This is a genomic window from Arcobacter denitrificans (SeqCode) (assembly GCF_048571185.1).
GTDB lineage: Bacteria > Campylobacterota > Campylobacteria > Campylobacterales > Arcobacteraceae > Arcobacter > Arcobacter denitrificans.
The window spans coordinates 155299-169251 of the sequence record NZ_CP182350.1 but is presented as its reverse complement, the minus strand read 5'-3'; the positions used below and the strand labels follow the sequence as shown (position 1 = coordinate 169251).

General features: G+C 29.7%; 10 protein-coding genes. 4 read left to right on the top strand and 6 right to left on the bottom strand.

The genetic code is table 11. The features are described from left to right. The first annotated feature begins 58 nt into the window (after positions 1 to 58). The 3 genes from ACNI28_RS00900 (at position 59) to ACNI28_RS00890 (ending at position 2520) form a co-directional block, all read left to right on the top strand. Positions 59 to 649 carry a hypothetical protein gene (locus ACNI28_RS00900; protein WP_419764958.1) on the top strand — a complete coding sequence of 197 codons (591 nt, stop codon included), beginning with the start codon at positions 59 to 61 and terminating at the stop codon, positions 647 to 649. Between the two features lie 146 nt (positions 650 to 795). After that, positions 796 to 1371, top strand: a complete 576-nt coding sequence (locus ACNI28_RS00895) for a superoxide dismutase (RefSeq protein WP_419764957.1) — start codon at positions 796 to 798, stop codon at positions 1369 to 1371. Between the two features lie 84 nt (positions 1372 to 1455). Further along, positions 1456 to 2520 (top strand): ADP-ribosylglycohydrolase family protein, encoded by a 1065-nt coding sequence (locus ACNI28_RS00890; RefSeq protein ID WP_419764956.1) that lies wholly within the window; start codon positions 1456 to 1458, stop codon positions 2518 to 2520. 59 nt (positions 2521 to 2579) lie between these two features. Here ACNI28_RS00890 and ACNI28_RS00885 read toward each other — a convergent pair whose 3' ends face one another. From ACNI28_RS00885 to mltG, 4 genes are all read right to left on the bottom strand, one after another. Next, positions 2580 to 2870, bottom strand: a complete 291-nt coding sequence (locus ACNI28_RS00885) for a heavy-metal-associated domain-containing protein (RefSeq protein WP_419764955.1) — start codon at positions 2868 to 2870, stop codon at positions 2580 to 2582. A 10-nt stretch (positions 2871 to 2880) separates the two neighbouring features. Then, a complete protein-coding gene (gene mdh / locus ACNI28_RS00880) occupies positions 2881 to 3828 on the bottom strand; it encodes a malate dehydrogenase (RefSeq protein ID WP_419764954.1) in 948 nt (315 codons plus the stop codon). A 74-nt stretch (positions 3829 to 3902) separates the two neighbouring features. Further along, a complete protein-coding gene (locus ACNI28_RS00875; protein ID WP_419764953.1) occupies positions 3903 to 6095 on the bottom strand; it encodes an NADP-dependent isocitrate dehydrogenase in 2193 nt (730 codons plus the stop codon). A 120-nt stretch (positions 6096 to 6215) separates the two neighbouring features. Continuing rightward, positions 6216 to 7304: an endolytic transglycosylase MltG gene (mltG, locus tag ACNI28_RS00870; protein ID WP_419764952.1), complete on the bottom strand. Its 1089-nt coding sequence runs from the start codon at positions 7302 to 7304 to the stop codon at positions 6216 to 6218. Position 7305: 1 nt separating this feature from the next. On the opposite strand from mltG, the gene ACNI28_RS00865 reads away from it, so the two are divergent. Continuing rightward, complete coding sequence (locus ACNI28_RS00865; RefSeq protein ID WP_419764951.1) at positions 7306 to 10101, top strand: YhdP family protein; 2796 nt, start codon at positions 7306 to 7308, stop codon at positions 10099 to 10101. Positions 10102 to 10105: 4 nt separating this feature from the next. Here the strand turns inward: ACNI28_RS00865 and ACNI28_RS00860 are convergent, their stop codons facing one another. Both ACNI28_RS00860 and secA read right to left on the bottom strand, forming a co-directional pair. After that, positions 10106 to 11314: an ABC transporter permease gene (locus ACNI28_RS00860; RefSeq protein ID WP_419764950.1), complete on the bottom strand. Its 1209-nt coding sequence runs from the start codon at positions 11312 to 11314 to the stop codon at positions 10106 to 10108. Position 11315: 1 nt separating this feature from the next. Beyond that, positions 11316 to 13928 carry a preprotein translocase subunit SecA gene (secA, locus tag ACNI28_RS00855; protein WP_419764949.1) on the bottom strand — a complete coding sequence of 871 codons (2613 nt, stop codon included), beginning with the start codon at positions 13926 to 13928 and terminating at the stop codon, positions 11316 to 11318. Positions 13929 to 13953: the final 25 nt, after the last annotated feature.

Genomic DNA, 13953 nt, shown 5'->3' with positions numbered 1-13953 from the left:
AATATACTATTTATATTAAAAAGCTAAAATCTCATAATTTTATTATAAAGGAAAAAAATTGTTAAAAAATATTTTAAAAATTGTATTTTTAGGTGTAATTGGTTTTGGATTACTTATTTATCTAACAGCTGATAAACTAAAAAATGAAAATGAAAATGTAAATAAAAGTGGTGAATTAAGTCTAAGTGGAATTCCTAAGTTTATAGAACTTGTAGGAGATGAAAATGCTATACCTTCAAATGAAGTTCTAAAAGAGGGTACTAAAACTTTATTAATCGTTGGAAATCATGACTCTTTATCTGTTGTAAAAGATTTAAAAAAGTATTATGAAATAAACCTACCTTACGTTATGGTTGCAAATATTTCAAATGCCCCTTGGTTTATCAAAAAATGGGCAATACCTGGAAAACTTGAAGAGTTGAATAAAGACTCTAATATTCCATTGATATATGATACAGATGGAACTGTAGTAAGTGCACTAAATCAATTTGATACTACAAAAACAAGTTATTTTGCATATATAATTTCTGAAGATGGGAAAATAACAAATATTTATAATGGAAAAGTTAAAGAAGATGCAATGGAAGGCTCTATGAGTGAAGAAGAGAAAAAAGCTTCTTTAAAACCATTGGTTGATTTACTAAATTAAGATTAAGGGTCATTTGACCCTTTCTTGCTTACTTCTTAAAAAATATAAAACTCTCATCTTAAATATAAAACTAATTTAATCTTATTATTATCTTTTAATTATATAGCTGTATCATTTTAATACTAATATTTTTTAAAGGATTTAAAATGAAACACGAATTAATGAAACTACCTTACGAAATGGATGCATTACAGCCTCTAATGTCAAAGGAGACTTTAGAGTTCCACTATGGGAAACACCATCAAACATATGTAAATAACTTAAATAATTTGATAGAAGGAACAAAGTTTGAAGATGCTACTTTAGAAGAAATTGTAAAAGGTTCAGAAGGTGGGCTTTTTAATAATTCAGCACAAGTATTTAATCATGACTTTTTTTGGAATGGTTTAACTCCCGGTGGTTCTACTATTTCTAGTGATGTTGAAGCTGCTTTAGTTGAAGCGTTTGGGTCAGTAGAAGAGTTTAAAACTCAATTTACAAACAAAGCTGTAACTCATTTTGGTTCAGGATGGGCTTGGCTAGTAAAAGATGCAAGTGGTAAATTATCAATTATTAGTACGTCAAATGCAGGTACTCCATTAACTGATGGCTTAACTCCACTTCTTACCTGTGATGTGTGGGAACACGCATATTACATTGATACTAGAAATGCAAGACCAAAATACTTAGAAAACTTCTGGAAACTAGTTAACTGGGATTTTGTAGCTCAAAATCTAAAATAGTTAGAATCTAAATTAATTTATTTAAAGGGTCATATTTTATATGGCCCTTTTTTAATATCTATCAAAAATCAAATAGGTAAAAAAATGAACAATATCACAAAACAAGACTCAATGAGAGGTGCTTTTTTTGCATCTATTGTTGCCGATGCTTTATGTTTGGGTAGTCATTATGAATATGATGCAAAAAAGATATATAAAGCATATGGGCAAAAACCCATAGAAAAATTTATGAGCCCAGGCGAAATGATGGGTGGAATGACCCATGGAATAGGTTGGGGTGAACAAAACTATCATCCTGGTAAAAAAGCAGGTGGAACTACTGATTATGGGGATTATAATATTCTTATCTTAGAGTATTTAGCAAAAATATCAAATCCTGTACAAGATTTTGATGTGAAGGCTATTATTCCACATTGGATGAATAGATTAGAGCATAGTTGGGGTTCTTGGATTTGTACTATGAGTAGGGAGACTTATGCTCAAGTAAAAAGAGGTGTAAAAGTTGAAGACCTTGGTGGTTATTCAAATGCTACAGCCATAAGACATGTTGCAGCTCACGCTTATTATGATGATGAAGAGGTCTTAGTAAATGTGGCTAAAAAAGCGATGTTTACTCATAAAGAAGCCCATGCCTTAGGTGGGGCAGAGTTTTTTACTAGAGTTACCCATAGAGTTATAAATGGAGTTGAGCCAAGAGTTGCTATAGAAGAAGTTGGAAAACTTATGGGTGGTTTTTATCAAGATAAAGTTAATCAAGCAATTGCAAAATATGAAGAGGAATCAAATCCCCAATCTGATTTATCAAAAGAGCAGTTTAGTGATGACTTAGCACTTACTTCTATGGCAAAACTTTGGGATGTGGGAAGAAGTGAACCTATAAAAGTAGGAAAAGCTAGTCCTACTGAAGGAACTATGCCTGGAAGTATTTATTTTATCTTGAAATATGCTAACAAAGAAGATGGACTTAAAAAAGCACTTCAAGCTAATGCTATGGTTGGGGGAGATAATGCTTCTAGAGGTATTATGATTGGTATGGTACTTGGGGCTTATTTTGGTATAGATGCGATTCCAAAAGAATGGAGAGATACTTTAGAACAATGGGACTATTGTGAAGAGTTACTTAACAAGTTACCACTTCTAAGAGCTTAAATAAAAAGACGTATAATTTATACGTCTATTTATTCAAATACTAGTCTAAAAAAGCTTTTTTATTTATTTGTAGCTACGTTAAACTTACCCACAGCACAACTCACAAAACTCTTTGCACTTGTAGTAGCTTTTTCAAAGCCACTAAGCTCATCTGTTACAAGTGGGTAACCCAATCCTCTAAGTTTCACTTTTAAAGCCTCTTCTTGGCTCTCATTTATGTCTAAAGTGATTTTTCTTGGGTGAACGTCTAAATCAACCTCTACTTTTCCGTAATCTTTTTCTAGGGCAGTGATTAGTGTGTTTGCACAACCACCACATTTTACGTTATTTACTTCATATGTTTTTGTCATAAGATACTCCTTATTCAAAAAAATTGTTTTTATTTAGTGTATCAACTAATTCCTTAACAGAAGCTACTGATTTTTTAAATAACTCTTTTTGTTCATCTGTTAAGTTCAACTCTATGATTTTTTCAATTCCTGAACTTCCAATCATAATAGGAACTCCTGAAACTATATTTTCATAGCCATATTCACCCTCAAGTAAAACAGCACAAGGGTATACTTCTTTTTTATCGTATAAAATTGCTTCAACCATAAGTGAAGTTGAGTGAGCAGGGGCATAGTATGCAGAGCCTGTTTCTAGGTATTTTACTATTTGAGCTCCGCCATTTTTTGTTTTTTCAACTATATCACTTATATCTTCTTGGCTTAATACTGCATCTAAAGGAACTCCTGCAACTGTTGAGAAGTTTGGTAGGGGAACCATATCATCTCCATGACCACCCATAACTGAGGCATCTATTTGTCCTGCACCATATCCTAGTTTTTCTAGTATAAAGTGACTCATTCTAGCACTATCTAAAATACCTGCCATACCAATAATTTGATTTTTTGGAAAGTTTGATACTTTAAGTGCAGTGTAAACCATCACATCTAAAGGGTTTGATACCACTATTATAATTGCATTTGGAGCTTGTTCTTCTATCTCTTTTATAACAATTTTCATAATCTTTGCATTTGTAAGAAGTAAATCATCTCTACTCATACCAGGTTTTCTTGGTAATCCTGCCGTTATAACAATAACATCACAATCTTTTAAATCACTAGGTGTAGTTGCTGGATATACTAAGGTATCAGAGCTAGCTGCATTTGCCGCTTGTGAAATATCTAAAGCCATAGCTTTTACGATATTTTCTCTTATATCTTTTAAAACTATTTTTTCACAAATTCCTTTTGAAGCTAGAGTATAAGCAAGTGTTGAGCCAACATTACCAACTCCTATGATTCCAACTTTTTTGTTTTTCATATTTTCCCTTTAAAATTTGTAAATAAAAAAAGGTAGGCTTTTACACCTACCTTTGAAATAATAGCTATTAGAAGTTACCCAATAATTGCATTTAATGTAGCACTTGGTCTTAATGCTTCATTTGCTTTTTCTTCATTTGGTAAATAATATCCACCAATATCAGAAGCTTTTCCATGAGCTTCAACTAACTCAGCCATAATTTTTTCTTCATTTTCAGTCATTGATTTTGCGATTGAAGTAAATTCAGTTGCAAGTTCTGCATCTTCTGTTTGTGCTGCTAATTCTTGAGCCCAATACATAGCTAAGTAGAAATGACTTCCTCTATTATCAACACCACCTAATTTTCTTGATGGAGATTTATCTTCTAAAAGGAAAGTTCCTGTTGCTTTATCTAAAGTATCAGCAAGAACTTTTGCTTTTGCATTATCTTGAGTATTACCTAAGTGCTCAAAAGAAGCTGCTAATGCCATAAATTCACCTAATGAATCCCATCTTAAGTAAGACTCTTCTGTAAATTGTTGAACATGTTTAGGAGCAGAACCACCAGCACCTGTTTCAAATAGTCCACCACCTTGCATTAATGGAACGATTGATAACATTTTTGCAGATGTTCCAAGCTCTAAGATTGGGAAAAGGTCAGTATTATAATCTCTTAATACATTTCCAGTTACAGAAATAGTATCAAGACCTTTTCTCATTCTTTCTAAAGAAACTTTTGTAGCTTCAAGTGGAGCCATAATAGAAATATCTAATCCACTTGTATCATGGTCTGGTAAATATTTATTAACTTTTTTGATCATTTGGGCATCATGACCTCTGTTTTCATCTAACCAGAAGATTGCAGGAGTATTTGATAATCTTGCTCTGCTAACTGCTAATTTAATCCAATCTTGGATTGGAGCATCTTTAGCTTGACACATTCTGAAAATATCACCAACTTCTACATCAAAAGTAAATACTTCATTTCCATCTTTATCAGTAACTTTCATTTGTCCATTTGCAGGAGCTTGGAAAGTTTTATCATGAGAACCATACTCTTCTGCTTTTTGTGCCATTAGGCCAACATTTGGAACAGTACCAATAGTTGTTACATCTAATTTACCATTTTCTTTACAATCATCAATAACTGCTTTAAAGCTTTGTGCATAACATCTATCTGGAATCATAGCAATAGTATCTTCTTCTTTATCATCAGCATTCCACATTTTACCACCACCTTTAAGCATAGCAGGCATTGATGCATCAATAATAACATCAGATGGTACATGTAAGTTAGTAATCCCTTTAGCTGAATTAACCATTGCAAGTCTTGGTTGAGCTGCATAAACATTTTCAATATCAGCTTCAATTTCAGCTCTTTTTGCTGCATCAACATTTTCTAACTTAGAGTATAAATCACCTAATCCATTGTTAAAGTTAACACCTAATTCATTGAATAGTGTTTCGTGTTTAGCAATTAAATCTTTGAAATATACTTTTACAGCAAATCCAAACATAATTGGATCAGAAACTTTCATCATAGTAGCTTTTAAGTGAAGTGATAATAATACATCTTTCTCTTTAGCTTCTGCAATTGCTTTTGCATAAAACTCTTGTAAAGCTTTCGCACTCATAACAGTAGCATCAATAATTTCACCAGCAAGTACAGGAGTTGATTCTTTTAATACTGTTTGAGCACCATCTTTATCAAAGAAAGAGATTTTTAAGTCATTTGCATCATCAAATGTTTTAGAAACTTCAGAACCATAAAAGTCTCCACTATCCATATGTGCAACATCAGTTTTAGAATCTTTTGTCCATTCACCCATTCTATGAGGATTATTTTTCGCATAGTTTTTAACAGCACTTGGTGCTCTTCTATCTGAGTTACCTTCTCTAAGTACTGGGTTAACTGCAGATCCTAAAATCTTAGAGTATCTAGCACTAATTTCAGCTGATTCATCATAATTAGGTACTTTATAGCCTTTTGATTGTAATTCAGCAATTGCAGCTTTTAACTGAGGAATAGATGCAGAAATATTTGGTAATTTAACAATATTTGCATTTGGGTCTTGAGTTAATTCACCAAGTTCAGCTAAGTGATCACCAATTTTTTGGTCTTCTGTTAAGTTTTCTGGGAAGTTAGCTAAAATTCTTCCAGCTAAAGAGATATCTTTTGTTACCATTTCAATACCAGAACTTTTTGTAAAAGCTTTGATTATTGGTAAAAATGAATAAGTAGCTAAAGCAGGAGCTTCATCAACTTTTGTGTAAATGATTTTTGACATTTTTGTTCCTTGGTTAGTTAAAGTTTTCGTGTAGGACATATTAGCATGATTTTATTCATAATATTTCAAATAAGTATCAATAAAGAAACAGTTTAATTTTGCTGTTTCAATACTTCACAATTACTTAACAGCTTTCCAAAGTGATTTCACATCTTTGGCCGTTTTTGTATCACTTTTTTTAGGAAATACTTTACTCTTCTTTTGTTTTCTAGGGGTTTTTCTTTTATTTATATTATTTACATGCTCTTTGTAAGTCTTTGTAAAAGAGTGTTTACCTGTTGCTTTATTTCTAAAAAAGTAAAGATACTGTGTTTTTGCTGGAAATATTGCTGCTTTTATGGCATCTAAACTAACTGCACAAACTGGATTTTTAGGTAACTCTGAATACTTATACGTATTATATGAAGTGATATCTTCTCTTATCATTTTAGGTGTTATTTTTGTATGTGAATAGACTCCATAGTTTAGAGTACCATCCATTTGAAGTGGCATTTTTCTTTTAAGTCTATTTTGAATTACACTTGAAACAATTGGCATCTCTTCTTTATTTGCAGCTTCTTTTTGAATAATAGAAGCCATAGTTACATATTTGTACCAGCTCTTTTTTATATAATGCCCAAAAATCTTATTTGAAAACTCTTTATATCTTTTATTTGTATATGAGGTTAGATAAAAAATAATATGATCTTCGTCCATGCCCATTGGTAAATTATATGTTTCAGCTAAAATATTACCATCGAGTTTATAGGCATATTTATCATAAGCTTTTTGAAGTTTTGTAAAAGATAGGTTAAACTTCTGAGAAATATCTTTTAAGAAAAAGTAAGCTGTCTCTCCTGGGATTAAAGTAACACTTTTAAGGGCAGCCTTTGAAGTAAGAAGTTTGTTTATAAAGTCAGCTTTTGTCATTCTTGTTGTTTTTAAATCAATCCAACCGCTTTGAGGATAGCCTTTAATTTTAATTATTACTTTATCAATTATATTTAAGTCATAACCTGATTTATTTAGGTATGTTATAATATAATTTGTACTCCCTTTTGGTATAAAAATTACTTTTGATGATGACAAAGGGATAGTTATATAAAAAAGTATAATAATACTTAAAACGAGGATTACTTCTATAATGTTACTAAAAAAAATCATTGCATTTATTTTATTCTTTTTATCGCTAATAGCTTTTTTAGTTTTTTTCTTAATTAATGGTATCAAATTGGATTCATTCTCTTTTGGTAATTTTTCAGTTTCGAAATTCTATTTAAAAATTGATAAAAAGCTTATTTTACGAATTGATGAAATTGTAATAAAAGATAAAAAAACCAAAGTTCATAACTCTTTTGAAGATATGAAATCTCTTTTAAATAAAGCTCCAATGGTTTTGAGCTTTTTCCAAAATATAGATATTGAGACTATGGAGATTGCTGATAATAAATTTAAAATACAACTTGAAGATGATTATATTTATGTGGATAATAAATATGTAAATATTGCTTCAGAATACTCACAAGAGGGGGATTCTTTAAGCTTAGATATTTATTCAATCTATTTAAAAGATATAAATCTTTTGCTATTGGGAAATATGGATATTGATTTAGATAAAAATATTTTAGTTTTTTTAGGAAGATATTCTTATAAAAATTTGGCTAGTGGTGAGTTAAATCTTCAAGCAAATAAAGAAGAATTGGATTTTTTTATAAATTCAGGAGAATTAGAAAATATAAAATTTCTAAAAAACTATATAACATTGGACAAAATTGCAGAATCATGGATGTATGACAATGTTCAAGGTAAAATTTATTTAGACTATTTGTATGGAAAAGTTGATTTGAATAGTTTTACTCCTATTTTAAATAGTATTAATGGCTATGCAAGAGTTCTTGATGCAAAAGTAAAATTCAATAAGGATTTAGATGTAGTAAATACACCACTTATAAATTTAGAGTATCAAAATGATAATTTACTTATAAAACTAAAAGAGCCAACTTACAAAGGTATAAGTATAGATGGTAGTTTTGTTGATATAAAAGATATGACAAGTTTAAAGTATGGACATGTTGACGTTACATTAAAAGCAAATCATCTTTTAGATGAAAATGTTTTAAATATATTAAAAGCTCACAAGATAAATCTTCCATTGAAACAGATATCTGGTAAGACAGAAGCTGATGTACATCTTTACATACCTTATGATTCTCCTATGAAAACATTTGGTGTATTTAAATCTAAAGATTCTACTTTTAAGATAAATGATTTTGAATTTTACTCAAAACAGGGAAGTGTTGATTTAATCAATACAGATGTAATTATTGAAAACACAGACTTTGTTCATAAAGATATGATAAATGCAAAGGTAAACCTAAAAATTGATACAAAAACTTTAACTTCTAGTGGTGATGCTTTATTAAATAAGTTTTTAATTAAAAGTGATAATCAAGAGATTGTTAAGATTGAAGATAAAAAGGTTGATTTTACAATAGACTTTAAAGACAATACAAAGTTAAATATTGACGAACTAGAAACCAGTATCTTATTTCAAAAAGATAGTACAGATATAAATATTGAAAATTTAGAAAAACTATACCCTTATTCAAAACTTTTAAGTGATATTGATATTAAAAAAGGTGATTTAAGTATTAAGTTATTAGATGATAATGAGATTAGCTTTATGACAAACTTATTTGAACTAGATTTACCTTTAAAAAAAGATGATAAAAAAGTTGAGGCATTAAAGCTTTTTGGATTGGTAAATAAAGATAAAACATCTATAAACACAGCTTCTAATGACCTTGTAATAGATATTATAAAAGATAAGATAAAAATAATCATAAACTCCTATGATATAGATATGACAAACGAAGATGAAAAGAAAAATAGTTTTATTCAAGACTTAAGTGTTAGACTGATTGATTCAAATATTATTTTAAAAGATAATAGTTTTTATTCTATAGATTCAAATATTGATATTGTAAAAGATGATATCTTTTTTGATGGCTCATTTGGCAAACTTGATATTCCCATAAAAGAGGGGGATAAAAAGTTAGATAGATTAGATATTAAGGGTTATTCTAAAAAAGATTTGGTAAAAGTTGTAACAAAAGATAAAAAGTTAGATTTAACCCTGGAAAATAATGATGAGATATATTTAGAACTAAATGAATTGGATTTAATTTATAATACAAGTAATAATAGTGTAAACAAATATAAAAAAGTAAAAATAAAAGGAAAAAACTCTAATCTTATTATTAATGAAAAGTATAAAGTTTTATCTGATGATTATATTATTTCTTCAGATGATAAAAATACTATATTTGATTTAGTATACCTTGATGGAAAAATAAAGTATATAAAAGATTCACACGAAAATATCAATTTGAGAGCAAATAACATAAATGAACTTTTTGTAAATACATTTTTTGATAAAGAGATAATAAAAGGTGGTACTTTTTCCCTTGAAGCTAGTGGAAAAGGAGATTTAATAAGTGGTAAAATGCTTTTTAATAAAAATAGACTTTTAAACTTAACAATTTTAAATAACATTATTACTTTAGTAAATACTTCTCCTGCTTTGATTAATCCACTACTTGCAATTCCTGCAGTTTTTGGAATGGTTACAAATGGAGGGTTTAATCTAAACGGTTATGCAGTAAATGAAGGTTATATTGACTTTACATATGATTTTGAAAATAGAGTTTTAAACTTGATAAAAATTCACACCATTGGCAATTCAGTTGATTTTGAAGGTTATGCAACCTTAAACTTAAAAGATTCATATGTGAACTCTAATGTTGACTTGATATTTATGAAAGATTATACAAAGATAGTTAATTTTATACCGGGATTAAACTATCTATTTTTAGGGGATGAGAAAAGAGTCTCTACAAAAGTTAAAATTACTGGAGATTTAAATAATCCTAAAATAGAGACACAATTAGCAAAAGACTCAATATCTGCTCCTGTTAACTTCTTTAAAAGAGTTATAACTTCCCCATTAAAGCTATTTGAAAAATAAGATATTACTCATTTCTTAGTACATCAATAACATCTATTTTAGTAGCTTTTGCTGCTGGGTAATAAGATGATAATAAAACAATCATAACTGAACCAATTAGAATTGATATGAAATCAATCATATCTAGCTCAAGTGGAAGTTTACTTGTACCATAAACATCAGCAGGAAGAGAGATTATATTAAAGTTATCAAGTAAAAACATCCCAAAGAAACCTAAAAAAATTCCAATTGCTATACCTGAAAAACCAATTACAACACCAAGCTTTAAAAATATTTTTTTTATCTCTTTTTTTGTTGCCCCCATTGATAAAAGTAGGGCAATTTCTTTTCTTCTACTCATTACAGTCATAAGTAGTGATGAAATAATATTAAGTGATGCAACTAAAATGATTAACATAAGTACTATAAAAAGAGCTTTCTTTTCTAATGCCATGGCTGAAAAGAAATTACCATTTTGTTGCCACCAGCCAACAATGCCAATATTTGGATAATCCTTAAGCTCTTTTTGGATCAAATTTATATCATTGAAGGCATCATCTGAATAAATATGAATACCATCATAATAATTATCACTTTTTCTTAAAATTGTTCTTAATGCTTCAACAGAAGTATACATATATGAGTTATCATAGGCATTAAGTCCTGACCTAAAAGAGCCTTTGTAGTTAAATCTTTTCATTTTAGGCATCATAGTAAAACCACTTGGGTTTAAGGCTGTAAAGTACATAGTTACTTTACTATTATCATATAAAAAGAGTTTATCAGAAATTCCCATACCTGTTATTATGTCATATTTGCCAAAAGTTTTATTTTTAATAGCTTTTTTATAAATAGAGTTTATTTGTGCTTCTCTTTTAGAATCAACACCAAACAGAAGACCACCAGACATTTTTTCATCATGTTGGACAATTGCTTGAGAAGAGATGTATGGGGAAAACTTTAGCTTTGGAAATTTTTCTTCAAGCTCTTCAAGTAAGTTATGATTTATGCCATTATCAAACTTTGAATATATAGATAGGGGATAGTTCATAGTAAAAAGTTTGTTTTCAAACTCTTTTGCAGTACCATTCATAATTGCCATGGTGATGATAAGAACCATAACACCAACAGCAACACCAATAAATGCTAAAATAGCACTTATTGAGATAAATGGATTTTTTTTGTCAAATTTTAAGTATTTTTTTACAATAAAGTTAATAAGTTGATTATTCAAATTATTTGCCTGCTATTAATCCTCTTTTAGGACCACTTACTCCACAACATTGTTTATATTTTTTACCACTTCCACAAGGACATGGGTCATTTCTTGCTATTCTTTTTTCTGCTTTAGGTTCATCTTCAAAATTAGTTGAGATATTTTCTGAAGCTTCTGCCATTTTTGCTCTCATAGCTTCAATTGCTTCTTTTTCTTTCTCTTCCTCTTGTGAATCTCTTAGTTGAACTGTAAATAATATTTTTATTATTTCATTTTTAATATTTGCAATAAGTTCTAAGAACATATTATATGACTCTTTTTTATACTCAACTAATGGATCTTTTTGGTTATAACCACGTAGTCCTATACCAGTTTTAAGCGTATCCATAGAGTATAAGTGCTCTCTCCAAGCATTGTCAAGGATTTGTAAGTAAAGTATTCTCTCTATCTCTGCTTTTTGTTCAGGTGCAGCCATACTCATCTTATTTTCATATACTTCTTTTATGATTTTAAGTAGTTTTTCTTCTAACTCTTCATATGACTCTGATTGAATATTTTCTAAAGTAAGCTCTAAATTTAGTTCTTCTTTTACTTTATTTATGATGAAATCATAGTCAAAGTCTTCAGTAGGCATACCATTTATGATGTTTGCATGTATTAGTAGGTTTGCTACATATTCAGCTCTATTTTCATCAAGTTTTTCTTCTATTTTAAAATTTGGGTCTAGTAAATCATTTCTAAAGCTATAGATTACTTTTCTTTGTTTATTTGCAACATCATCGTACTCTAACAAGTGTTTTCTACTCTCAAAGTGCATTGTCTCAACTTTTTTCTGAGCATTTTCAACTGCACGTGTTACCATTTTAGATTCGATATGTTCACCCTCTTCAATACCTAATCTCTCCATAATACCCTTGATTTTATCACTTCCAAAGATTCTTAAAAGATTATCTTCAAGTGATAAGTAAAATTGAGAAACACCCACATCACCTTGACGTCCAGCTCTACCTCTTAGCTGATTATCAATTCTTCTACTTTCATGTCTTTCCGTTCCTATAATTGCTAAACCACCAAGGTCAAGGATTTCTTTTGTTAATTTAATATCAACTCCCCGTCCTGCCATATTTGTAGCAATAGTTACAGCACCTTTTTGTCCAGCATCTGCAATTATTTTTCCTTCTTTTTCATGTTGTTTAGCATTTAAAACTGTGTGAGGTATTTTTTTCTGTTTTAATATTTCATGTAGTTTTTCAGATTTTTCAATAGAAGCTGTACCTACTAGTACTGGCTGTCCTTTTTTATTAAGTTCTACAATTTTATCACATACTGCATTGAACTTTTCTCTTTCACTTTTATAGATAAGGTCATTTCTATCATCTCTTTGAATAGCTACATTTGTAGGAATAGATACAACATCAAGGTTGTAAATTTCTGCAAACTCAGTTGCTTCAGTTTGTGCAGTTCCTGTCATACCTGCTAGTTTATCGTACATTCTAAAGTAATTTTGAAATGTTATATCTGCTAGTGTTTGTGATTCATCTTGAATAGATACTTTCTCTTTAGCTTCAAGTGCTTGATGAAGACCTTCACTAAATCTTCTACCTTCACTTAATCTTCCTGTAAATTCATCTACGATGATTACTTCATTATCTTTTACAACATAATCAACATCTATTTCAAATACATAGTGAGCTTTAAGTGCTTGGTCTAGTGTATGTGATAGTGTAGCATTTTCAAGTAAATAAAGATTTTCAACTCCAAATAACTCTTCTGCTTTTTTTACACCTTGTTCTGTCATAAGAACTGATTTGCTCTTTTCATCAACAATAAAATCACCAGTAGTAATAGCTGCTTCATCTGCTCTTTTGGGTTCTATCTTTTCCCCACGTTCTAGTTTTTGTGCTATTTCATTTGCTTTTGAATAATCAGAACTTTTTCTATTTGAAGGTCCTGAAATAATAAGTGGAGTTCTTGCTTCATCAATTAGAATTGAATCCACTTCATCTACGATTACAAAGTGATGTTGTTTTTGTACACACTCTTCTAAATCATAGTTCATATTATCTCTTAGGTAATCAAATCCAAATTCATTGTTTGTACCATATGTAATATCGCAAGCATATTGTGCTTTTCTCTCTTCTTCTTCTCTAATACCACCTAAAATAGCACCAACACTAAATCCAAGGAAATTATATAAAGGAGCTAATTCAGCAGCATCTCTACTTGCTAAGTAATCATTTACAGTAACTACATGAACACCTTTTCCAGTCATGGCATTTAATACAACAGGAAGTGTAGCAACTAAAGTTTTACCTTCACCTGTTTTCATCTCAGCTATTCTTCCATCATGTAAAACCATACCACCTACAAGTTGAACATCATAGTGTCTCATGTTTAGTGTTCTTTTACTAACTTCTCTTGTTATTGCAAATATATCATTTAAAATATCATTTAGTTTTACAGATTCGTTTTGAACGTCATTTTTAAAAGCTTCAAATGCTGCTTTTAGTTCATCATCACTCATTGCTTCATATTTTGCCTCAAGCAAAGTTATCTCATCAGCTCTTTTTTTATATCTTTTTACTTCTTTATCATTTTTAGTACCAAAAATTTTTGAAAAAATATTTAACATGAAATATAGTCCTTTTCCGTTATAA